Annotated in this window: 23 protein-coding genes; 2 read left to right on the forward strand and 21 right to left on the reverse strand. The window is 70.9% G+C overall.

Annotation, left to right across the window (positions count from 1 at the left end; translation table 11 throughout):
• Positions 1-31: 31 nt before the first annotated feature.
• From nuoL to TCUR_RS21755, 16 genes are all read right to left on the reverse strand, one after another.
• Positions 32-1,942, reverse strand: a complete 1,911-nt coding sequence (nuoL, locus tag TCUR_RS21680) for an NADH-quinone oxidoreductase subunit L (protein WP_012854717.1) — start codon at positions 1,940-1,942, stop codon at positions 32-34.
• 10 nt (positions 1,943-1,952) lie between these two features.
• Positions 1,953-2,252, reverse strand: a complete 300-nt coding sequence (gene nuoK / locus TCUR_RS21685) for an NADH-quinone oxidoreductase subunit NuoK (protein ID WP_012854718.1) — start codon at positions 2,250-2,252, stop codon at positions 1,953-1,955.
• Positions 2,249-3,175 (reverse strand): NADH-quinone oxidoreductase subunit J, encoded by a 927-nt coding sequence (locus tag TCUR_RS21690; protein WP_012854719.1) that lies wholly within the window; start codon positions 3,173-3,175, stop codon positions 2,249-2,251. The genes nuoK and TCUR_RS21690 overlap by 4 nt, the downstream gene beginning before the upstream one ends.
• Positions 3,172-3,756 carry an NADH-quinone oxidoreductase subunit NuoI gene (gene nuoI / locus TCUR_RS21695; protein WP_012854720.1) on the reverse strand — a complete coding sequence of 195 codons (585 nt, stop codon included), beginning with the start codon at positions 3,754-3,756 and terminating at the stop codon, positions 3,172-3,174. Before nuoI ends, TCUR_RS21690 begins: the two co-directional genes overlap by 4 nt.
• Positions 3,743-5,059, reverse strand: a complete 1,317-nt coding sequence (nuoH, locus tag TCUR_RS21700) for an NADH-quinone oxidoreductase subunit NuoH (RefSeq protein WP_012854721.1) — start codon at positions 5,057-5,059, stop codon at positions 3,743-3,745. Before nuoH ends, nuoI begins: the two co-directional genes overlap by 14 nt.
• Positions 5,056-7,503 (reverse strand): NADH-quinone oxidoreductase subunit G, encoded by a 2,448-nt coding sequence (locus tag TCUR_RS21705; protein WP_012854722.1) that lies wholly within the window; start codon positions 7,501-7,503, stop codon positions 5,056-5,058. The genes nuoH and TCUR_RS21705 overlap by 4 nt, the downstream gene beginning before the upstream one ends.
• A complete protein-coding gene (nuoF, locus tag TCUR_RS21710; protein WP_012854723.1) occupies positions 7,500-8,801 on the reverse strand; it encodes an NADH-quinone oxidoreductase subunit NuoF in 1,302 nt (433 codons plus the stop codon). Before nuoF ends, TCUR_RS21705 begins: the two co-directional genes overlap by 4 nt.
• Positions 8,798-9,520, reverse strand: coding sequence for an NADH-quinone oxidoreductase subunit NuoE (gene nuoE, locus TCUR_RS21715; protein ID WP_012854724.1), 723 nt, complete (start codon positions 9,518-9,520; stop codon positions 8,798-8,800). Before nuoE ends, nuoF begins: the two co-directional genes overlap by 4 nt.
• Positions 9,520-10,869, reverse strand: coding sequence for an NADH-quinone oxidoreductase subunit D (locus TCUR_RS21720; protein WP_012854725.1), 1,350 nt, complete (start codon positions 10,867-10,869; stop codon positions 9,520-9,522). Before TCUR_RS21720 ends, nuoE begins: the two co-directional genes overlap by 1 nt.
• A complete protein-coding gene (locus tag TCUR_RS21725; protein ID WP_012854726.1) occupies positions 10,869-11,615 on the reverse strand; it encodes an NADH-quinone oxidoreductase subunit C in 747 nt (248 codons plus the stop codon). The genes TCUR_RS21720 and TCUR_RS21725 overlap by 1 nt, the downstream gene beginning before the upstream one ends.
• Positions 11,616-12,167: a NuoB/complex I 20 kDa subunit family protein gene (locus tag TCUR_RS21730; protein WP_012854727.1), complete on the reverse strand. Its 552-nt coding sequence runs from the start codon at positions 12,165-12,167 to the stop codon at positions 11,616-11,618.
• 91 nt (positions 12,168-12,258) lie between these two features.
• Positions 12,259-12,618, reverse strand: a complete 360-nt coding sequence (locus tag TCUR_RS21735; RefSeq protein ID WP_012854728.1) for an NADH-quinone oxidoreductase subunit A — start codon at positions 12,616-12,618, stop codon at positions 12,259-12,261.
• Positions 12,619-12,942: 324 nt separating this feature from the next.
• Complete coding sequence (locus TCUR_RS21740) at positions 12,943-14,199, reverse strand: geranylgeranyl reductase family protein (protein WP_012854730.1); 1,257 nt, start codon at positions 14,197-14,199, stop codon at positions 12,943-12,945.
• 173 nt (positions 14,200-14,372) lie between these two features.
• Positions 14,373-15,083 (reverse strand): demethylmenaquinone methyltransferase, encoded by a 711-nt coding sequence (locus tag TCUR_RS21745; protein ID WP_012854731.1) that lies wholly within the window; start codon positions 15,081-15,083, stop codon positions 14,373-14,375.
• 64 nt (positions 15,084-15,147) lie between these two features.
• A complete protein-coding gene (locus tag TCUR_RS21750) occupies positions 15,148-15,405 on the reverse strand; it encodes a DUF4229 domain-containing protein (protein ID WP_012854732.1) in 258 nt (85 codons plus the stop codon).
• A gap of 13 nt (positions 15,406-15,418) precedes the next feature.
• Positions 15,419-16,450, reverse strand: a complete 1,032-nt coding sequence (locus TCUR_RS21755; protein ID WP_012854733.1) for a threonine ammonia-lyase — start codon at positions 16,448-16,450, stop codon at positions 15,419-15,421.
• Between the two features lie 256 nt (positions 16,451-16,706).
• Here TCUR_RS21755 and TCUR_RS21760 point away from each other — a divergent pair, with 256 nt between their 5' ends.
• The gene (locus TCUR_RS21760) at positions 16,707-16,913 is read left to right on the forward strand and encodes a BldC family transcriptional regulator (protein ID WP_012854734.1); all 207 of its coding nucleotides are present in this window, start codon (positions 16,707-16,709) and stop codon (positions 16,911-16,913) included.
• Positions 16,914-17,459: 546 nt separating this feature from the next.
• On the opposite strand, the gene TCUR_RS21765 is transcribed toward TCUR_RS21760, so the two are convergent.
• Positions 17,460-17,702, reverse strand: coding sequence for a hypothetical protein (locus TCUR_RS21765; RefSeq protein ID WP_012854735.1), 243 nt, complete (start codon positions 17,700-17,702; stop codon positions 17,460-17,462).
• Positions 17,703-17,718: 16 nt separating this feature from the next.
• Positions 17,719-18,666, reverse strand: a complete 948-nt coding sequence (locus tag TCUR_RS21770) for a hypothetical protein (protein WP_012854736.1) — start codon at positions 18,664-18,666, stop codon at positions 17,719-17,721.
• Positions 18,667-18,796: 130 nt separating this feature from the next.
• Here TCUR_RS21770 and TCUR_RS21775 point away from each other — a divergent pair, with 130 nt between their 5' ends.
• Positions 18,797-19,099, forward strand: a complete 303-nt coding sequence (locus tag TCUR_RS21775) for a PLDc N-terminal domain-containing protein (protein ID WP_012854737.1) — start codon at positions 18,797-18,799, stop codon at positions 19,097-19,099.
• A gap of 130 nt (positions 19,100-19,229) precedes the next feature.
• Here the strand turns inward: TCUR_RS21775 and ccsB are convergent, their stop codons facing one another.
• The 3 genes from ccsB to TCUR_RS21790 are packed head-to-tail and all read right to left on the reverse strand — an operon-like array spanning position 19,230 to position 22,652.
• Complete coding sequence (gene ccsB / locus TCUR_RS21780; RefSeq protein WP_012854738.1) at positions 19,230-20,249, reverse strand: c-type cytochrome biogenesis protein CcsB; 1,020 nt, start codon at positions 20,247-20,249, stop codon at positions 19,230-19,232.
• A gap of 5 nt (positions 20,250-20,254) precedes the next feature.
• Complete coding sequence (gene resB / locus TCUR_RS21785) at positions 20,255-21,889, reverse strand: cytochrome c biogenesis protein ResB (RefSeq protein WP_012854739.1); 1,635 nt, start codon at positions 21,887-21,889, stop codon at positions 20,255-20,257.
• 1 nt (position 21,890) lies between these two features.
• On the reverse strand, positions 21,891-22,652 hold the full coding sequence (locus tag TCUR_RS21790; protein ID WP_012854740.1) for a cytochrome c biogenesis CcdA family protein: 762 nt from the start codon (positions 22,650-22,652) through the stop codon (positions 21,891-21,893).
• Position 22,653 lies beyond the last annotated feature (1 nt).

Raw genomic sequence — 22,653 nt, forward strand, 5'->3', positions numbered from 1 at the left:
GCGGCAATCGGGCAGGCTTGGACAGGGCGCATCAGGCGTTCACCGCCAGCAGGGCCGCCACGACGACCGCCGCGCCGAGGAACATGGACAGGGCGTAGGAGCGCACGAAGCCGGTCTGCAGCCGGCGCACCCGGCCCGAGGTGCCGCCGATCGCGGCGGCCAGGCCGTTGACGATCCCGTCCACGCCCTTGTTGTCGAAGAAGACCGCCAGCCGGGTCAGCCACTGGCCGGGCCGCATGAACAGCGACTCGTTGATGGAGTCGCCGTAGAGGTCCTTGCGGGCGGCCACGGTCAGGAAGGAGCCGGCCGGGGCCTTGCGCGGCACCGGGCGGGCCCCGTACTGCCGCCAGGCCAGCGCCACACCGGCCAGCATCAGCACCAGCACCGTCACGCTCGGCACGGTGATCCAGTGGAACTCATGGTGCCCCTCCTCACCGACCACCGGCTCCAGGAAGCCGGGGAAGGAGCCGAGCACCAGCACCCAGCCGGCGGCCACCGAGCCGACCGCCAGCAGCATCAGCGGGATGGTCATCACCTTCGGCGACTCGTGCGGGTGGACGTCGTCCTCCCACCGCTTGTCGCCGTAGAAGGTCATGAACATCACCCGGGACATGTAGTAGGCGGTGATCGCCGCGCCCACCACCGTGCAGGTGCCCAGGATCATGCCGGAGGTGCCGCCCTTGTCGAAGGCGGCGGTGATGATGCCCTCCTTGGTGAAGAAGCCGGCCAGCGGCGGCACCCCGATGATCGCCAGGTAGCCCAGCCCGAAGGTGGCCCAGGTGATCGTCATGGCGGTGCGCAGCCCGCCGTAGTGGCGCATGTTCACGTCGTCGTTCATGGCGTGCATGACCGACCCGGCGCCCAGGAACAGCCCGGCCTTGAAGAAGCCGTGGGCGATCAGGTGGGCGATGGCGAACACGTACCCGGCCGGGCCCAGCCCCGCCGCCAGCACCATGTAGCCGATCTGCGACATGGTCGAGCCGGCCAGCGCCTTCTTGATGTCGTCCTTGGCGCACCCGATGATCGCACCGGCCAGCAGCGTGGCCGCGCCCACGATCGTCACCGCCAGCTGGGCGTCCGGCGCCATCTCGAAGATCGGGCCGGAGCGGACGATCAGGTAGACGCCGGCGGTCACCATGGTGGCCGCGTGGATCAGCGCCGAGACCGGGGTGGGGCCCTCCATCGCGTCCAGAAGCCAGGACTGCAGCGGCAGCTGGGCGGACTTGCCGCAGGCGCCCAGGAGCAGCAGCAGCCCGATCGCGGTGGCGGTGCCCTCGCTGATCTGCTGGGCGGCGCCGACGTGGTGGGCTCCCTCACCGAGGATGTCGGTGAAGGCCACGGTGCCGAACGTGGCGAACATCAGCGAGATGCCGATGACCATGCCCAGGTCGCCGACCCGGTTGACCACGAACGCCTTCTTGGCCGCGGTCGCCGCCGACGGCTTGTACTGCCAGAACCCGATCAGCAGGTAGGACGCCAACCCGACGCCCTCCCAGCCGATGAACAGGCCGACGTAGTTGTCGGCCAGCACCAGCAGCAGCATCGCCGCCACGAACAGGTTCAGGTAGGCGAAGAACCGCCGCCGGTGCTCGTCTTCGGCCATGTAGCCGATGGAGTAGATGTGGATCAGCGAACCCACACCGGTGATCAGCAGCACGAAGCTGATCGACAACGGGTCGATCAGCAGGCCCATGTCGAGGTGGAAGTCCCCGACGGTGAACCACTCGTACAGATGCACCAGCCGCCGCCGCTCGCCGGGGTCGTAGCCGAGCATCTGGACGAACATCGCCAACCCGACCGCGAACGACGCCAGCGACATGCCGGTGCCGAGCAGGTGGCCCCACTTGTCGGTGCGCCTGCCGCCCAGCAGCAAAATCGCCGCGCCCGCCAGCGGGAGGGCGATGAGAAGCCAGGCTGCGGCCTGGATGCCTTCTGCCTTCATCTCCCGCCTCTCAGTACTTCAGCAGGTTGGCGTCGTCCACCGACGACGACCTGCGGGTTCTGAAGATCGTCATGAGGATCGCCAGCCCCACCACGACCTCGGCGGCGGCGACCACCATCACGAAGAAGGCGATGATCTGGCCGTCGAGGTTGCCGTGCATGCGGGCGAACGACACGAACGCCAAGTTGGCGGCGTTGAGCATCAGCTCCACGCACATGAACATCACGATGGCGTTGCGGCGCACCAGCACGCCGGTGGCGCCGATGGTGAACAGCAGCGCCGACAGCGTCAGGTAGTGGCCGGGACTCATGAGCCTGCCTCGCCTTCACTCGCGTCCCCGCCGGCGGCGGGGGTGCCCGACTTGACCTCCCGGGACTCGGCGTCGGCGTCGCGTGCGGAGTCGGTGACCGCCCGCACCGCGGTCACGTCCCGCTCGACCGCCTGCTCTTCGGTCTGGCCCTCCAGGTCGGCGTGCATCCGGGCGGTGCCGGCGCGGCGCGCGATGACGGGGTTGACCGACAGTTCCGAGATGCTGCCGTCCGGCAGCAGCGCCGGCATGTCCACCGCGTTGTGCCGGGCGTAGGTGCCGGGGCCGGGCAGCGGGGTCGGGTGGCCGCCGGGACGGAACCGGCGCTTGGACAGTTCCTTCTGGGTGGGCTTGGGGCTGGTGCGCTCGCGGTGGGCCAGCACCATCGCGCCCAGCGCCGCGGTGATCAGCAGCGCACTGGTCACCTCGAACGCGAACACGTACTTGGTGAACAGCAGCCGCGCCAGGCCCTGGACGTTGCCGCCGGCCTCGGCGTTGGCCGCCGCCAGCCCCATCGAGTCCGACAGCGCGGCGTTGCCCAGGCCGGAGATCACCAGCACGGCGAAGCCCAGCCCGGCGATCGCCGCCCAGATCCGCTGGCCGCGGATGGTCTCCACCAGCGAGTCGGTGGAGGAGACGCCCACCAGCATGAGGACGAACAAAAACAGCATCAGCACCGCGCCGGTGTACACGATGACCTGCACGAACGCCAGGAAGGGGGCGTCTTGCACCGCGTACAGCACCGCCAGCGACAGCATGACCACCGCCAGCATCAGCGCCGAGTGCACCGCCTTGCGCAGGAACACCATGCCCAAGGCGGCGGCCACGCTGACGACGGCCAGCAGCCAGAACACCACCGGTTCACCCGGCTGGGCGTCGGTCTGTGCCAGCACCGGGGTCGCGGAGCCGGTCAGTTGCTCGATCACTTCTTCTCACCGCTCTCGGCGCGGACCGCCGCGTCGCCGCCGGAACGCCGCCCCCCATCGGAGTCGTCGGTCTCCTTGAGGCCGAGGCGGTAGTAGTCCTCCTCGGTCTCGCCGAGCCGCATGGGGTGCGGCGGCGCCTCCATGCCCTCGCGCAGCGGCGCCAGCAGCATGTCCTTGGTGTAGATCAGGCTCTCGCGGTTGTCGTCGGCCAGTTCGTATTCGTTGGTCATCGTCAGCGCGCGCGTGGGGCACGCCTCGATGCACATCCCGCACAGAATGCAGCGCAGGTAGTTGATCTGGTAGACGCGGCCGTAGCGCTCACCCGGGGAGTAGCGCTCCTCCTCGGTGTTGTCGGCGGCCTCCACGTAGATGGCGTCCGCCGGGCAGGCCCACGCGCACAGCTCGCAGCCGATGCACTTCTCCAGCCCGTCCGGCCAGCGGTTGAGCTGGTGCCGGCCGTGGAACCGGGGGGCGGTGGGCTTCTTCACCTCCGGGTACTGGACGGTCTCGCTTTTCTGGAACATCTGGTGAAAAGCGACACCGAAGCCCTTGACCGGGTTCAGGAAGTCAGTGAGACCCACTGGCCACCTCCTTGTGCGCGGTGACGTCGCGGCGGCCGACGCCGTGGTAGTGCGGGGCGTCCAGCGGCGGCACCGGGAAGGCCCCGGCGCGCTCCGGCTCGGCGGCCTGCAGGTCCGGGACGATCTCCTTGCCGGAGTCCCGGTCGCCGCGGGCCATGTCCCACACGATCGACAGCACCAGCAGCACTCCGATGGCCACGGCCGACCAGATCGCCACCTGGGTCATGTCGTAGCCGGCGTTGCGCAGCCCGCGGACGGTGGCCACCAGCAGGATCCAGCCCAGGGAGAAGGGCATCAGGACCTTCCAGCCCAGCTTCATCAGCTGGTCGTAGCGCACCCGCGGCAGCGAACCGCGCAGCCAGATGAAGAAGAAGATGAACAGGCCGATCTTGATCATGAACCACAGCACCGGCCACCAGCCCTGGTTGGCGCCCGGCCAGATGGTGGAGATCGGCGCCGGGGCCCGCCAGCCGCCCAGGAACAGCGTGGTGGCCAGGGCCGACAGGGTGGCCAGGTTGATGTACTCGGCCAGGAAGAACATCGCGAACTTCAGGGACGAGTACTCGGTGTGGAACCCGCCGACGATCTCGCCTTCGCCCTCGGGCAGGTCGAAGGGGATGCGGTTGGACTCGCCCATCATCGTGATCACGTAGACGATGAACGAGGGCAGCAGCATCACCGCGAACCAGCGGTCGGCCTGGGCCGCCACGATCCCCGAGGTGGACATCGTGCCGGCGAACAGGAACACCGCCACGAACGACAGCCCCATGGCGATCTCATAGGAGATCACCTGGGCGGCCGAGCGCAGCCCGCCCAGCAGGGCGTACGGCGACATCGACGACCAGCCGGCCAGCACGATCCCGTAGGCGCCCATCGAGGCCATCGCCAGCACCAGCAGCACCGCCACCGGCAGGTCGGTGCCCTGCAGCGGGGTCTGGTGGCCGAAGATCGACACCGTCGGGCCGAACGGGATGATGACGAACGACACGAACGCCGGAACCGCGGCGATGACCGGGGCCAGGATGAACACCACCTTGTCCACCTGACGTGGGGTGATGTCCTCCTTGAGGGCCAGTTTGATGCCGTCGGCCAGGCCCTGCAGCAGCCCGAAGGGCCCGGCCCGGTTGGGACCGACCCGAAGCTGCATCCGGCCGATGACCCGGCGCTCGATCCACATGGTCATCAAGACGGTGAGCACCAGGAAGATGAAGATGGCCAGCACCTTGCCGCCGATCAGCCACCACGGGTCGCGCCCGAAGGAGGAGATGGTGGGATCGGCGGTGGCGGCCAGCGGCACGCTCATTCGGCACCTCCACTGTCGGCCTCGGCCGCGGCGATCGAGACGATCGCGCCCGTGTCCGCGCCCAGGTCGCGGTAGAGGGCGCAGCCTTGCGAGTTGGTGGGCAGCCAGATCACCCGGTCCGGCAGGTCCGGCGTGATCTCCAGCGGCAGCGTCAGCGACCGGTCGCCGTGGCTGACGGTCACCGCGTCCCCGGCGCCGATCTCGGCGGCGGTGGCGGGCGACAGCCGGGCCAGCGAGGGCTTGGCGGTGCCCGCCAGGTACGGCTCGCCGTCCTGCAGCCGGCCCAGGTCCAGCAGCTGCCGCCAGGTGGCCAGCAGCGCCTCGCCCGGCAGCGGCTCGCGGGTGACCGCGGCGGTCGCCGACGGGGCGCCGGCCCGCTCGCCCCGCCAGGTGCCCAGCTCGGCCAGCTCGCGGCGGGCCGCCTCCGGCCCCGGCAGCGCCAGGTGGACGTCCATCTCACCGGCCAGCGCGTCCAGCACCCGCAGGTCCGACAGCCTGCCGGGGACCTTCAGCACCACGTCGAACTGGCGGCCGCGGCCCTCCCAGTTGACGAACGTGCCGGCCTTCTCGGTCACCGCGGCCACCGGCAGCACCACGTCGGCGCGGTCGGTGACGGCGCTGGCCCGCTGCTCCAGGCTCACCACGAACGGAGCGGCCTCGATGGCGGCCAGCGCGCCCTCGGGGTCGGGCAGGTCGTAGGGGTCCACCCCGCCGATCAGCAGCGCCTCCAGCTCCCCGGCCGCGGCGGCGGCCAGGATCTGGCCGGTGGAGCGGCCGGGTGCGGCCGGCAGCTCGGCCACGTTCCAGACCCGGGCGACCTCGGCGCGGGCGGCCGGGTCGGCGACCGGACGGCCCACCGGCAGCAGCGTGGGCAGCGCCCCGGCCTCCAGCGCGCCGCGCTCCCCGGCCCGCCGCGGCACCCAGGCCAAGCGGGCGCCGGTGACCTGGGACAGCCGCACCGCGCTGGACAGCGCGCCGGGGCTGGTGGCCAGCCGCTCGCCGAGCAGGATCACCGCGCCGGGGGCCTTGAGCTCCTCGACGGCCGGCTCGTCCCCGGTGACCAGGGCGCCCAGCACCTCGGCCTCCCCGCCGGGCAGCGACCGCAGCAGCGTGCCGCCCATCTTGGCCAGCCCGCGGGTGGCGAACGGGGCGATCGAGTAGACCTTCAGGCCCTTCTTCCGGTACGCCTTGCGCAGCCGCAGGAAGACGATCGGGGACTCTTCCTCCGGTTCGAACCCGGCCAGCAGCACCGCCGGGGCCTTCTCCAGGTCGGCGTAAGAGACCTCGATGCCGTGCCCGGCCACCGCGAAGGCCAGGAAGTCGGCCTCCTCGGGCGAGTGCGGCCGGGCCCGGAAGTCGATGTCGTTGGTGCCCAGCGCCACCCGCGCGAACTTGGCGTAGGCGTAGGCGTCCTCCAGCGTGAGCCGCCCGCCGGTGAGCACCCCGGCGCGGCCGCGGGCGGCGGCCAGGCCGCGGGCCGCGGCGGCCAGCGCCTCCGGCCAGGAGGTGGTCTCCAGCACCCCGTCGGCGTTGCGGACCATCGGGTAGACGAGCCGGTCGGGCTGGGTGGTGTAGGTGAAGGCCCACCGGCCCTTGTCGCAGTTCCACTCCTCGTTGACCTGCGGGTCGTCGCCGGCCAGCCGCCGGGTCACCTTGCCGCGGCGGTGGTCGGTGCGCAGCGCGCAGCCGGAGGCGCAGTGCTCGCAGGCCGTGGGCACCGACACCAGGTCAAAGGGCCGGGAGCGGAACCGGTAGGCGGCCCCGGTGAGCGCGCCCACCGGGCAGATCTGCACCGTGTTGCCGGAGAAGTAGGACTGGAACGGCCGGCCGTCGGCCGCCCCGACCTGCTCCTGGGCGCCCCGCTTGAACAGGTCGATGAACGGGTCGCCGGCGATCTGGTCGGAGAAGCGGGTGCAGCGGGCGCACTGGATGCACCGCTCGCGGTCCAGCAGGATCTGCGACGACAGCGCGATCGGCTTGGGGAAGGTGCGCTTGGTGTCGCGGAAGCGGCTCTCGCCCCGGCCGTTGGACATCGCCTGGTTCTGCAGCGGGCACTCGCCGCCCTTGTCGCAGATCGGGCAGTCCAGCGGGTGGTTGATCAGCAGCAGCTCCATCACCCCGTGCTGGGCCTTGTCGGCCACCGGGGAGGTGAGCTGCGTCTTGATCACCATGCCGGGCATCACCTGCGTGGTGCAGGAGGCCTGCGGCTTGGGCATCGGGCGCCCGTTGCCGGCGTCGGGGATCTCCACCAGGCACTGGCGGCAGGCGCCCACCGGGTCCAGCAGCGGGTGGTCGCAGAACCTGGGGATCTGGATGCCCAGCAGCTCGGCGGCCCGGATGATCAGCGTGCCCTCGGGCACCTCGATCTCAAAGCCGTCGATGGTGCACTTGACCATCTTCGGCCGCTGTTCGACCTCTGCGGAGGTCTTGTCGGTGACCGTCACTGCTCACCTGCCCAAACGGTCGACTTGGCGGGGTCGAACGGGCACCCGCCCTCGGTGATGTGCGCGATGTACTCGTCGCGGAACAGCTTGATGGACGAGGTCACCGGGCTGGTGGCGCCGTCGCCCAGCGCGCAGAAGGACCGTCCGAGGATGTTGTCGGACAGGTCCAGCAGCGTCTCCAGGTCCTCCTCGGTGCCCTGGCCGTTCTCCAGCCGCCTGAGCATCTGCTTGTACCAGTAGGTGCCTTCGCGGCAGGGGGTGCACTTGCCGCACGACTCGTGCGCGTAGAACTCCGACCAGCGCAGCACCGCCCGCACCACGCAGGTGGTCTCGTCGAAGATCTGCAGCGCCCGGGTGCCGAGCATGGAGCCGGCCGCGCCGACGCTCTCGAAGTCCAGCGGCACGTCCATGTGCTCCTTGGTGAACAGCGGGGTGGACGAGCCGCCGGGGGTCCAGAACTTCAGATCGCGGCCCTTGCGCATGCCGCCGGCCATCTCCAGCAGTTCGCGCAGCGTGATGCCGAGCGGCGCCTCGTACTGGCCGGGCCGGGTCACGTGCCCCGACAGCGAGAAGATCCCGAAACCCTTGGACTTCTCGGTGCCCATCGAGGCGAACCAGTCGGGCCCGTTGGCCACGATCGAGGGAACCGAGGAGATCGATTCCACGTTGTTGATCACGGTGGGGCCGCCGTAGAGCCCCGCCACGGCCGGGAAGGGAGGCTTGAGCCTGGGTTGGCCGCGGTAGCCCTCCAGGGAGTCCAGCAGCGCGGTCTCCTCGCCGCAGATGTAGGCGCCGGCGCCGGTGTGGACCACCACGTCCAGGTCGTAGCCGGTGCCGAGGATGTCCTTGCCGAGGTAGCCGGCCTGGTAGGCCTCGGCGACCGCCTGCTGCAGGCGGCGGATGACGTGCAGCACCTCGCCGCGCACGTAGATGAAGGCGTGGTGGGAGCGGATCGCGTAGGCGCTGATGATGATGCCTTCGACCAGCACGTGCGGGTTGGCCATCATCAGCGGGATGTCCTTGCAGGTGCCCGGCTCGGACTCGTCGGCGTTGACCACCAGGTAGCGGGGCTTGGGGCTGTTGGGCGGCAGGAAGCCCCACTTCATGCCGGTGGGGAAGCCGGCGCCGCCGCGGCCGCGCAGCCCGGAGTCCTTGACCGCCTGGACGATGGCGTCCGGTTCCATCCGCAGCGCCTTGCGCATGGCCTGGTAGCCGCCGGTGCGTTCGTAGGCGGCCAGGGTGAAGGAGTCCGGCTGGTCCCAGTTGCGGGACAGCACCGGGGTGAGAGTCGTGCTCATTTGTGGGTGTCCCCTTGTGTCTGGGAGCCTGCGGCGGGCTCGTCGGCCTCGGGAGCGGACGCCTGCGGCGGGGGAGCCTGCCAGTTGCGTTCCTTGGCCAGCTTCAGCCCGGCCAGGGTCGGCTCACCGGCCTGCACGCCCTCGCCGGCCCGGCCGTCGGGGAAGCCGGCCAGCACCCGGGAGGCCTCCTTCCAGGTGCACAGCCGCTTCGGGCCGCGAGTGGGGGCGACCTCCTTGCCGGCGCGCAGGTCATCGACCAGCTGCTTGGCCTTCTCGGGAGTCATGTTGTCGAAGAACTCCCAGTTGACCATGACCACCGGCGCGTAGTCGCAGGCGGCGTTGCACTCCAGGCGCTCCAGCGAGATCTTGCCGTCCTCGGTGGCCTCGTCGTGCCCGACGCCGAGGTATTCGGACAGCTCCTCCCAGATCTGGTCGCCGCCCATCACCGCGCACAGCGTGTTGATGCACACCCCGACGTGGTATTCGCCGACGGGCTTGTGCTTGTACATGGTGTAGAAGGTGGCGACCCCGGTGACCTGGGCGGGGGTGATGCCCAGCTGCTCGGCGCAGAACTCGATGCCGTCGGAGGTGATGTGGCCGTCCACCGACTGCACCAGGTGCAGCAGCGGCAGCAGGGCCGAGCGCGGCTTGGGGTAGCGCGCGATGATCTCCTTGGCGTCCCGTTCGAGTTGGGCGCGGGTTTCGGGTGAGTACGCCATCAGCGGTCCACCCCTCCCATCACGGGGTCGATGCTGGCGACGGCCGCGATCACGTCCGCGACCATGCCGCCTTCGGTCATGGCCGGCGTCGCCTGCAGGTTGGTGAAGGACGGGTCTCGGAAGTGCACGCGGTAGGGGCGGGGACCGCCGTCGCTGACCACGTGGACGCCCAGTTCGCCGCGGGGCGATTCCACCGCCGCGTACGCCTGGCCGGCCGGCACGCGAAAGCCCTCGGTCACCAGCTTGAAGTGGTGGATGAGGGCCTCCATGGAGGTGCCCATGATGTGGGCGATGTGCCGGGGCGAGTTGCCCATGCCGTCGGTGCCGATGGCCAGCTGGGCGGGCCAGCCGATCTTCTTGTCCTCGATCATCACCGGGCCCTTGGTGACCGACAGCCGGTCCAGGCACTGCTCGATGATCTTGAGGGACTCCTCCATCTCCTGCATGCGCACCAGGTAGCGGCCGTAGACGTCGCAGGTGTCCTGGGTGGCCACCTCGAACTCGTACTTCTCGTAGCCGCAGTACGGCTGGGTCTTGCGCAGGTCCCACGGCAGCCCGGTGGCGCGCAGCACCGGCCCGGTGACGCCGAGGGCCATGCAGCCCTCCAGGTCCAGGTAGGCGATGTCCTTGGTGCGGGCCAGGAAGACGGGGTTGGCGTCCATCAGCTTGCGCAGCTGCTTGATGCGCCCCGGCATGCGGTCCAGGAACTCGCGGACCTTGGTGAACCCGCCGTGCCCGATGTCCTGGGCGACGCCGCCCGGCCGGACGTAGGCCATGTTCATCCGCAGCCCGGTGATCTCCTCGAACACGTCCAGGGCGTACTCGCGCTCGATGAAGCCGTTGAGCATCACCGTGGTGGCGCCCAGCTCCAGCCCGAAGGTGGCGATGGCCACCAGGTGGGAGGAGATCCGGTTGAGCTCCATCATCATCACGCGGATGATCTGGGCCCGCTCGGGGATCTGGTCGGTGATGCCCAGCAGTTTTTCCACCGCCATGCAGTAGGCGGTCTCGTTGAAGATCGGCGAGAGGTAGTCCATCCGGGTGCAGAACGCCGGGCCCTGCGCCCAGGTGCGGAACTCCATGTTCTTTTCGATGCCGGTGTGCAGGTAGCCGATGTTCACCCGGCACTCGTCGACGGTCTCGCCGTCCAGCGTCAGGATCAGCCGCAGCACGCCGTGGGTGGAGGGGTGCTGGGGGCCCATGTTGACCACGAGCCGCTCATCGGAGCCGTCCTCGGCGGCGGCGGTGACGACCTGGTCCCAGTCGCCGCCCTGCACGCCCAGGACCTTGCCCTCGGTCGCCTCCTCGGCGGCGTAGGCGTCGTACTCGGTGTATTTGGCAGAGCTCATCAGGCGTACGACCTCCGCTGGTCGGGCGGCGGGATCTCCGCGCCTCGGTACTCGACCGGGATTCCGCCAAGGGGGTAGTCCTTGCGCTGGGGGTGACCCACCCAGTCGTCGGGCATCTCGATGCGGGTCAGCGCCGGATGCCCGTCGAAGATGATCCCGAAGAAGTCGTAGGTCTCCCGCTCGTGCCAGTCGTTGGTCGGGTAGATCGACACGATCGACGGGATGTGCGGGTCGGCGTCGGGGCAGGTGACCTCGATGCGGATCCGCCGGTTGTGGGTCATCGACAGGAAGTGGTAGACGGCGTGCAGCTCGGCGCCGGTGTCGGAGGGGTAGTGCACGCCCGACACCCCGGTGCACAGCTCAAAACGCAGGGCGGGATCGTCGCGCAAGGTCTGGGCGACCTGCGGCAGGTACTGCCGGCGCACCACGAAGGTGATCTCGCCGCGGTCCACCACCACCCGCTCCACGGCCTCGCCGAAGTCGGGGAAGGCCCGCTCCAGCGCGTCGGCGACCTCGTCGAACTCGCCCGGCGTGCCGGTGCCCTCCGGGCCGCCGTAGGGGCGGGGGCTGGAGACCTTGGGGGCCTGCCGGACGACCAGCCCGCCGTAGCCGGAGGTGTCGCCGCTGGTCTTGGCGCCGAACATGCCCTTGCGGACGATCGGCTGGGCCAGCGGGTCGGCCGCAGCCGGGGCGGGCAGCCGGTCGGCGGCCTGCTCGGCCTGCTGCTCGGGGTTCTGACTGCTCATTTAGATCGCTCCCTGCTGTCCCAGCAGCGGCAGGCGGCGGCGCTTGGCCTCTTCCAGCTCCTGGATCTGCCGCTTGCGGTGCGGGCCCAGCTTGGTGTTCTGGATCTTGTCGTGCAGCTTGACGATGGCGTCGATCAGCATCTCCGGCCGCGGCGGGCAGCCGGGCAGGTAGATGTCGACCGGGACGATGTGGTCCACGCCCTGCACGACGGCGTAGTTGTTGAACATGCCGCCGGAGGAGGCGCACACGCCCATGGCGATGACCCACTTGGGCTCGGTCATCTGGTCGTAGATCTGCCGCAGCACCGGCGCCATCTTCTGGCTCACCCGGCCCGCCACGATCATCAGGTCGGCCTGCCGCGGCGTGGCCGAGGCGCGTTCCATGCCCCAGCGGGAGAAGTCGTGGCGGGGGTCGCCGGCGGCCATCATCTCGATGGCGCAGCAGGCCAGCCCGAAGGTGGCCGGCCAGGTCGAGCTCCGGCGAGCCCAGCCCACCACCTGCTCGACCGTGGTCAGCAGGAATCCGCTGGGGAGTTTCTCCTCTAGGCCCATGGCTCGCCCGCCCTCCTCACTCGCTGTGCGGCCGGTTCACCGTCTTTGCGCCGCAGCGCCGGCTGCATGCGGCTGGACTCGCGGCTCATCTTCAGTCCCACTCCAGACCGCCGCGCCGCCACACGTAGGCGTACGCGACCAGGACGGTGACGATGAACAGCACCATCTCGACCAGCGCGAAGATCCCCATGCTCTCGAAGGCCACCGCCCACGGGTACAGGAAGATGATCTCGATGTCGAAGACGATGAACAGCATCGCCGTCAGGTAGTACTTGATCGGGAAGCGTCCGCCGCCCACCGGCTGGGGGGTGGGCTCGATGCCGCACTCATAGGCTTCGAGCTTGGCCCGGTTCCAGCGCTTGGGGCCGACGACGGCGGACATCAACACCGAGAAGGCCGCGAAGGCGAATCCCAGTGCTCCCAGCACGACGATCGGAACGTAGAGATCCATGTCTCTACACCCCCTCCTCGGTTCGTACGGCGTTGTACGGGCTGGACGCCGCCGATGGGGTCGCCTCCAGCGAGGCGCGGGGCGAGCTCGCCACCGTGGCACCGGTCACGGCGCGGTTGTGAGATGCGCCATGGCCACGGGTGGCCACCTTAGCCAGGACGCCGATGTGCACGTCCCGCGGGGGGTGCCCCATGTCGGTCGGTTCTGTGGCGAACGTCCGGAACGCCGTCTTTTGCGCTCCCGGACGTGCGGCGCAGTGGGATCGCCGCAGCACGGCCGGGCCCGGTGTGCCCGGCCGTGTCACGATGCGTCCCCTCGCCGAGTTCATGCCGCCGGCGCCGCCTTCTTCAGGGCGTTGATCACCCGGTCCATCGCGTCGCCGCCGCGCGGGTCGGTGAGGTTGGCCAGCAGCTTGAGGGTGAAGCGCATCAGGGTGGGATGCGGCAGCCCGTGCCTGGTCAGGAACTTCATCACCCGGGGATCTCCGATGGCCTGCACGAAGATCCGGCCGAGGGTGAAGTAGCCGCCGTGCTGCTCCTTGAGGATGCGCGGGTACTGGTGCAGGGTGCGTTCCCGCCGGCCGGGGGTGGAGCGGGCCAGCGCCTGCACGATGGTCTCGGCGGCCAGCTTGCCGGACTCCAGCCCGTAGTCGATGCCTTCGCCGTTGAAAGGGTTGATCATGCCGCCGGCGTCGCCCACCAGCAGCAGGCCCCGGGTGTAGTGGGGCTGGCGGTTGAAGCCCATGGGCAGGGCGGCGCCGCGGATCGGGCCGGTGGCGTGGTCCTCGTCGATCTGCCACTCCTCGGGCATGCCGGCGGTCCACTTGCGCAGCATGGCCCGGTAGTCGACGTTCTGGAACGCCTTGCTGGTGTTGAGCAGGCCCAGCCCGACGTTGGACAGCCCGTTGCCGAGCGGGAACACCCAGCCGTAGCCGGGCAGCAGCCGCTGGCCGTCCCACAGCTCCAGCCACGACTCCAGGTACTCGTCGTCGTGGCGGGGGGTGCGGTAGTAGCGGCGGACGGCCACGCCCATCGGGCGGTCGGTGCGCCGCCGCAGCCCCATGGCCAGCGACAGCCGGCTGGAGTTGCCGTCGGCGGCGACCACCAGCGGGGCGCGGTAGGAGACCTCCTGGCCCTGGTACTTGGCGGTGACGCCGACGATGCGGCCGGTGCGCTCGTCGACGATGGGGCCGGTGACGTTGCAGCCCTGCTGCAGCCGGGCGCCGGCCTTGGCGGCGTGCTCGGCCAGCAGCCGGTCCAGGTCGGTGCGGGCGCGCACCAGGCCGAAGTCGGGGAAGGAGGCCAGCTCGGGCCAGTCCAGTTCGATCTTGACCCCGCCGCCGTAGATGCGCAGGCCCCTGGTGCGGGCCCAGCCGGGCGCATCGAGGTCGACGCCCATGGAGATCAGGGCCCGTACGGCTCGGGGGGTGAGGCCGTCACCGCAGATCTTGTCGCGGGGGAAGGTGGCCTTCTCCAGCAACAGCACGTCCAGGCCGGCCTGGGCCAGCCAGTAGGCGGTGGACGAGCCGGCGGGTCCCGCACCGACGACGATGGCGTCCGCCCGCCCGGAGGATTCGGTCACTGCGGTGTTCCTTCGCTCGTTCGCTTGTGAAGGACTTCACAAGGATCCAGAGGGAGTCTATTCCTTCGGCGAGAGTGATGTGTACCTAACTCCCCGCCGCCTTTGGAGCGGTCCGAACATCCTTGTCCGGATCCAAGGGGCCGTTCGTCCCGTTTTTGCGATCTGATTGAGACTCAGGCGGGGTTGACCGCGTGGTGCAGGGCCACCACGCCGAACGTCAGGTTCCGCCAGCGCACCGACCCCCAGCCGGCCGCGATCAGCCGCTGCGCCAGCTCCCGCTGCCCCGGCCAGGCCAGGGTGGACTCGGCCAGGTAGCGGTAGGAGTCGGGGTTGGAGCTGACCCGCGCCAGCAGGGGCAGCCCGTAGCGCAGATGCAGCCGGTGCCCCAGCGCCAGCAGCCTGTTGGGAGGGTGGCTGACCTCGCACACCAGCAGCCGGCCGCCGGGCTTGGTGACCCGGCGCAGCTCGCGCAGCGCCAGATCGGTATCGGCTACGTTGCGCAATCCGAACGAAATGGTCACGGCGTCGAAGACGCCGTCGGCGAAGGGCAGGCGCAGCGCGTCCCCGGCCACGAAGCGCGGCCGGCTCCCCTCCGGCAGCCGCCCGGTACGCCGCCGGCCCACCGTCAGCATCCCGAAGGAGAAGTCGCAGGCCACCGTGCGCGCACCGGCCTCGGCGAAGGGGATTGAGGAGGTGCCGGTGCCCGCCGCCAGGTCCAGGACCCGCTCCCCGGGCCGGACGTCCAGCGCGGCCACCACCGCACGGCGCCACCGCCGGTCCAGCCCGCCGGTCATCAGGCTGTTGAGCAGGTCGTACCGCTCGGCGGTGCCGTCGAACATGGCGGCCACTTCCTCCGGCCGCTTGTCAAGAGAAGCCCTGGTCATGTCCAACACCTTAGGAGGCGCGCCGGGCCGCGCCCACGGCGGTGAGGGGTGGACGCGCCCGGGCTCAGTCCTCCTTGGCGCGGGACTGCTCGAATCTGCGGCGCCGCTCCTCGATGCCGGAGACCACGACCGCCGAGAACGCCTCGCGCTGGCGCGCCAGCAGCACGTAGCTGACGATCCCGCTGACCAGCACGGCCACCGCCAGCAGGACCATCCAGGAGGCGGAGTCGGCGTAGTCCAGCGGCAGCACCAGGTAGAGGATGCCGGCTGTGACGGCGAACACGGCCAGCCTGGCGGCGGTGTAAACGAGTACGGAACGCATGGTGCTGCCGAGTCTATGCGAGGACCTCGGTGAGCAGCGCAGGGTCGGCGTTGCCCCCCGACAGCACCGCCACGTACGCCGATGCGGCGGGCAGCTCGTCGCGGTGGAACAGGTAGGCGGCGACGGCGACCGCTCCCCCGGGCTCGGCGATCAGGCGGGCCTGCCGGGCCAGGCGCCGCATGGTCTCGCGGATCTCCGGCTCGCGAACCGTGATGATGTCGTCCACATGCTCCTTGATGTGGGCGAAGGTGAGCGAGCCGACCCGCTGGGCGCGCAGCGCGTCGGCGATCGTGCGGCCGACGTCCTCGGCGGGCCAGGTCACCGGCCGGCCGGCCAGCAGCGAGGCGCGGGCGTCGGCGGCCAGCTCCGGCTCCACCCCGATCACCTTGGCCTGCGGGCGCATCGCGCGCACGGCGGCGGCCACCCCGGCGATCAGCCCGCCCCCGCCGACCGGCACCAGCACCACCTCCACCTCCGGCGCGTCCTGGGCGATCTCCAGCCCGACGGTGCCCTGGCCGGCGATGACGTCCAGGTGGTCGAACGGGGGAACCAGGGCGAAGCCGTGCGCCTCGGCCAGGCGCTCGGCGGTGGCGACGCGGGCCTCGTGGGTGGGCTCGACGAAGACGATCTCGGCGCCCAGCCGCCGGCAGGCCTCCACCTTCACCCCGGGGGCGGTGTGCGGGATGACCAGCACCACGGGGATCTTCAGGCGGCGCGCGGTGTAGGCCACGGCCTGGGCGTGGTTGCCGCTGGAGTGCGCGACCAGCCCGCGGGCGCGCACTTCCCGCGGCAGCCGGGCGATGGCGTTGTAGGCGCCGCGCAGCTTGAACGCCCCGACCGGTTGCAGGGACTCGGCTTTGATCAGCAGGGGCGGCTCGGCGAGGGGGTAGGGGATCAGCGGGGTGCGGACGCACACCCCGCTCAGCCGGGCCGCCGCCGCCTTGATGTCGGTCAGCGTCACCAGTTCGGCGGCCGGCGATCCGCCACGCCCTTCCGGCGCCGGCTGCCGCAGGACCGTCTCATCGTGTCGGGTCACTCCGGACATGAGGCTGAGACTATGCGCTCGGTCGCGGCGGGGCCGAAGAGGGCATAACGGCAGGTCCCCGGCGGTGCCCAGTGGGGACATACGGGACGCTGCGACGGATGTGACCAAAGCTCACGTTTACTTCCCGTTATCTTTGCAGGTCATGCCACTACTCACCGTGATGTTTTGCGAAACCAAGGGAGAAATCGGTCCCCGCCCGGCACACTAAGAATCTGTCCACCCGCACCGGAAGCGGGACAAAGGGGGAGAGAACAACGTGGAAAGCACCAGCGAGCGCCTGCTGACCCCCGGAGAGGTGGCCGCGCTCTTCAGGGTCGATCCCAAGACGGTGACCCGGTGGGCCGCGGCGGGCCGGATCAGCAGCATCCGTACACCCGGAGGCCACCGTCGCTTCCGCGAGTCCGAGGTGCATGCGCTGCTGCGCGGGGAAGAGCCGCTGGCCGAGCAGTCGTCGGGCCGCTGAAGCGGCACAGGCCGCGCCGGCCTCTGCGGGCAGTCGCGCCGAGACCTGCGGGGCACCGGCATAGGGCCGCGCCCTGCCGGCCGCCGTGGCGGTCCGCCCGGCAGCCCCGGCCGCGATGCAGGTCACAGAGCCGCAGCCGGCTCACGGGGATGTGATCTGCCAGGTCATCGGGAGGCACTGAGGGTCTGTCGCGGCCTTCGCCCGCGGCGGGTGCGGCCCTGTCCTCGGCGGCCGGAGCCGAGTCGCTGCGCGCAGCGGTTCGATGCGCCCCGCCGGCAGCGCGGTCACCGGGCCTCCTCTCAAGCCACGGTTCCGGGAAGTGAGCACACCGGCCCCGGCGACGCGCTCCTTCCGCGTCGTCGCGGCGTATGCCACCGGCAGCCCTACCGAGTCTTCTTCACCACGTGGTCTCACAATGCCGGTAACGGGGGTCTCGACAGCGCCTGTCGCCCTTGTGGGCATCGCATCGCCCTGACTTCACCGCCCCGGGGAACGGCATGTCGAAAAAGTTCACTTCCTGTGGAAACGGGGGGTCGAAATGGGGGTTCATTCCTCGGTCTGCGCGGCCTTCCATTCCTCGAACTGCCGGCGCAGCGCCTCGTCTCCGGCCCGCCAGCCCCGCCGCCTGTCCTCCAGCTCCTCTTCGGTCAGCGCCTGGGCGACGAGCCGGTCGTAGTCGGGGTGCCCGGGGGCGATCTCCACATAGCCCTGGCCGATGGTGTTCCCGTCCTCGGTGACGGCGCTGTGTGGGACGCGCAGGGTGCCGTCGGGAAGCCGGATCACGTACACCGTCGATCACCTCGGCTCAAATTCCGTATCTGCGGTTAAAGAACAGCATCACATCGAGCGCCAACCGGATGTTGCCGCCGAGCATGTCGACCAGTGCGGGCCGTTGCCGGGACGAGATCGCGGCGAAGGCGTCGGCGAAGAACTCCCGCCGGCCCAGCTCGGCGGGCTGGCGGTGGAAATCGCTGGCCAGATACGGCAGGCAGCGGGCGTACAGCGCGCGGAAATCGGCGCTGTCGGACCGCCAGCGCCCGCCCTCCCCGTCGATGTCGTCGAGGGCGTGCCCCACCTCGTGCATCATCACATCCGGGGTCGGCGAGGGCCGGTCGCCCACCACGATCTTGCGGTCGCCATAGGCCCCGGCGCAGATGTCCCAGGTGGCCCGGCCCGACGGCAGCGGCCGGCCGGACAGGTGCCCCATGTGGTCCAGCTGCGGCACGCCGCCCTGGCCCACATAGATGCCCTCCAGCTCGCCGGCCAACCGCACCTTGAGCGCATCGGGCAGCTCGGCCAGGCTGTCGATCGCCCGGACCACCTCCGGGCTGGGCGCGCCCTGCGCCGCGTCCCACTGCCGGTGCAAGATGCCCTCCAGGACGCCGCAGTGCCGCAGGCCGTCGCCGCGCGGCGGCACGTCCGGCGGGTGCGGCTGAGCCCGGGGCAGCTCGGGGTCCAGTTCGAAATCCCGCAACCGGTAGCCGGGGCGTTCGGCCACGGCGGGCCCGGCCCCGGGGACGGCGGGGCGCCGGTCGCCGCGTTCGGTACGGCCGTCCGCTCCATGCCGCACCGTCAGGTCGTCGTCCCGCCCGCCCTTGCGGAACCTGCCCCACCTGTCGCGCGGCTGGCTGGCGCGGGGGCGGGTGGGCAGCCAGCGCGGCCCGCGCCCGGCGGGGGGCTGTTCGGGAGGGGAGGAGGCGAAGTCCTCCTCCGGCCGCTCGCGGGACCTACGGCGAATTCCTCGGTACCGCATCCACCCCGCCTCTCGGAACGTCCGGGTGCCCGGCCGGTGCGCCGCCGGAGCCGTCCATGGCAGGGTAAAGCGCGCGCCGGTGCCGCGTCGACACGAGGTCAGCACTCGGGTCACCGGTTACGCTCAATGCATGCTCTATGTGGTGCTGGGCCTGATCATCGTTGGGATTTGGCTGTTCTGTCTGTTCGACGCGCTCACCACCGACGAGGCCGAGGTGCGGCTGCTGCCCAAGTTCGGCTGGTTCCTGATCGTGCTGTTCGGCTTCATCCTGGGGGCGCTGCTGTGGCTGGCCCTGGGCCGTCCCCGCATCCCGGTGGACCCCTCCGGCGCCGCCCTGGGCTCTTCCGCGCCGCGTCCCGCGGCGCCGCGCGGGCCCGACGACGACCCGGAGTTCCTGCGGAGCCTGGACCGCCGCATCCGCGGCGAGGACTGAAAAAGCCCCGCTTCGCAGCCGCTCAGGTCACAGTTTCCCGCCCGGCCGCACCCATGCGTCCCGGACGCGAACCGGCCGAGGCCGCACTGGCCCCGGCCGGTTGCGATCGCCTCATCCTCAGCGGGGAGGGTCAGTCCGCGTAGGAGTGCATCCCCTCGAACATGTAGTTCACTCCGAAGAAGTTGAACAGCAGGGCGGCGAAGCCCACCAGCGAGATGACCGCGGCCCGGCGGCCCTTCCAGCCGGCGGTCGCCCGGGCGTGCAGGTAACCGGCGTAGATCACCCAGGTCACGAACGACCAGACCTCCTTGGGATCCCAGCCCCAGTAGCGGCCCCACGCCTCGTCGGCCCAGATCGCGCCGGCGATGATGGCGAAGGTCCAGATCGGGAAGGCGAACACGGTGACCTTGTAGGCCAGCCGGTCCAGCACCTCGGCGTCCGGCAGCAGCGCCAGCAGCCCGCCCTTCTTCTCCCCGGGGGCCTCTTCCCGGGCCTCCTCGCGCTCCTGCCGGCGGGCGCGCAGCAGGTAGAGGATGGTCGCCGCCCCGCCGACGGTGAACGCGCCGGTGGCGACGATGGCGGCGGTGACGTGGATGGCGATCCAGTACGACCGCAGCGCCGGGACCAGCGGGCCCACCGGGGTGTACAGCCAGATGGTGGCCACGCCGAGGGCGAGCACCGCGGCGATCATCACGAACGCGCCCAGGAAGCGGGCCCGGTAGCGGGCCAGCACCACCAGGTAGGCGGTGACGGCGGCGAACGCGATGGCCGTCAGGAACTCGTACATGTTGCCCCACGGCCAGCGCTCGGCGGCCCAGCCGCGGGTGACGAGGGTGCCCAGGTGGGCGCCCCAGCCCAGCACGGTGATCAGGACGGCGAACCGGCCCCAGTCGGTCTTGCCGCGTCCGCCGCCCTCCTCGGCGCCGCTCTCGCTTTCCTCGGCGGCCTCCGCCGCGGCCACGGCGCTCGACCCGCCGGCGTCCACGGCGGCGCCGACCAGCACCTTGGCGGGCTGCTCGGCCTGTTCCCGCTGTCGCCGGCGCAGGCCGAAGCCCAGGTCGAGCGCGTAGCCGACCATCGCCACGACGTACAGCAGCACGGCGCCCAGCGCGAGCTGGTCGCTCAGATTCGCGAGGTCGCTGTCGGCCACGCTGGTCACTCCTCGGTCTTGTCGGTTGCGTCGCTTGCGCCGGCGCCGGAGGGATCGTCCCCGGGGCCGGCGGGCGGGACGGCACGGCGCAGTGCCGCCACCAGGTCGTCGAATTCGGCGGTCGGGTTGCCCAAGGTCAGCCCGCCGATCTCCACCACGGTACGCCCGCCCCCGGCAGGGGTCGCGCGCACCCACACCCGACGGCGCCGCACCGTGAAGGAGACGACCACGCCGGCGATGGCGATCACGGCGGCGATCAGGGCGGGCAGCCGGCCGGGGTCGTGGTTGACGGCCAGGCTGATCCACTCCTGCGTGCCGTCGAAGGTGATCGACCCCGCTCCGCCGGGAAGCTCGAAGGTCTCCCCCTGCCGCAGGATCTTCGAGCCGCCCTTGATGGGCTGGAGGGTCTTGCCGATGCCCTCGATCCGGTACACCGACTGGGGGGTGCCGGAGTCCAGGCCCAGGTCGCCCTTGAAGGCCATCAGCGAGATCGTCGGGTTCAGCGGGGCGGGGAAGGCCGACAGCACCCTGCCCTTGTCGGTGTCGGCCACGGCGGTGGGCCAGAACACCGCCTGGAAGGCCAGTTGCTCGGGCCGGGCGTCGGGGACCTTGATGACGCCTTCGGAGGTGAAGGCGCCCTCCTCCATCGGCAGGAACGGCACCGCGCCGCGGAAGGCGATGTCGCCCTTGCCGTCGCGCACCGTGAAGCGGGGCGCATAGCCGTGGCCCAGCAGGTAGACCTTGGCGCCGCCGACTCCCAGCGGCCGGTTGACCTTCAGGTCATAGGCCTTCTCGGGGGAGTCGTAGCCCTCCCGGTAGTAGATCTTGGCGGTGTAGTCCAGCGGCTGCCCGCGCCGCTCGCCCTCCAGGACGTACTCGGCCTTGAAGTCCTCCAGCCGGATCGAGAAGGGGGCCAGCCGGTCGGGGCTGAAGCGCCGTCCCGGGGAGAACTGGTCGTAGTAGGCCAGGGTGTTGGCGAAGGCGCCGCCCTCGGTCAGCAGGATGTTGCCGCGGTAGCCCAGCAGCGCGCCCGCCGCCACCGCGAACAGCAGCACCAGCAGCGCCAGGTGGAAGACCAGGTTGCCGATCTCGCCCAGGTAGCCCTTCTCGGCCGCGACCGAGCCCACCCCGTCGGCGACCCGAAAGCGCCGGCCGCGCAGCAGCGCCCGGGCCTGCGAGAGCACCTGCTCGGCGTCGCGGTCGGTCTCAAAGGACGCCGACTGCGGCAGCCGTGACAGGTTGCGGGGGGCGGCCGGCGGCTGGGAGCGCATCGCCCGCCAGTGCTGGCGGGCCCGCGGGATCACGCAGCCGGCCAGTGACACGAACAGCAGGGTGTAGATGGCCGCGAACCAGGGGGCGGCGAACACGTCGAACAGCGACAGCCGGTCCAGCCAGGGACCGAGCGTCGGGTGCTCTTCCAGGTACCGGGCGACCTGTTCGGGGGCCTGGCCCCGCTGGGGCAGGAACGATCCGGGCACCGCGCCCAGCGCCACCAGGAACAGCAGGATCAGCGCGGTGCGCATGGAGGTGAGCTGCCGCCAGCTCCAGCGCAGCCAGCCGACCGGTCCCAGGCCGCGCGGCGCCTGGGGGTCCTGTGGAGCGGCGGGCGCTTCGGTGGCGGCCTGCTGCGTGTGCGTCATGTCAGATCACCGTCTCGAAGCCGCCGATCCACGACTTCAGCTCAAGGGTCAGCTCGCCCCACAGCCCGGTCACCAGCAGCACCCCGATGGCCACCAGCATCCCGCCGCCGAGGCGCGTCACCAGGCGGTAGCGGCGTTTGATGAGGCCGAAGGCGCCCAGCGCCCGCCGGTAGGCCAGCGCCGTCACCACGAACGGCACGCCCAGCCCCAGGCAGTAGGTCAGCGACAGCAGCGCCCCGCGGCCCGCGCTGGCCTCGTTGAACGACAGCGCCTGCACCGCCGCCAGGGTGGGGCCGATGCAGGGCGTCCAGCCGATCCCGAACAGCGCGCCCAGCAGCGGCGCCCCGGCCAGCCCGGCGGCCGGCAGCCGCCCGGACTTGACGGTGCGCTGCAGTCCGGGGATCAGCCCCATGAACGCCAGCCCGAACACGATCGTCAGCGCGCCGAGCACCCGGGTGATGGGGTCGGCGTACTCCAGCAGCCAGCGGCCCAGCCCGCCGAAGGCGGTTCCCGCGCTGACGAACACCACGGTGAACCCGGCGACGAACAGCGCCGCCCCGGCCACCAGCCGGCCCCGCCGCTGCCGCTGCAGGTCCACCCCGGACATGCCGGTGACGTAGGACAGGTAGCCGGGCACCAGCGGCAGCACGCACGGGGAGGCGAAGGAGACCAGCCCGGCCGCCGCCGCCAGCGGCATGGCCAGCAGCAGCGAGCCGCCGGCGACGGTCTCGGCGACCCCTTCGGTGATCCCTGTCATGGTCATG

Origin of the sequence: Thermomonospora curvata DSM 43183 (genome assembly GCF_000024385.1) — a bacterium.
Classification (GTDB): Bacteria; Actinomycetota; Actinomycetes; order Streptosporangiales; family Streptosporangiaceae; genus Thermomonospora; species Thermomonospora curvata.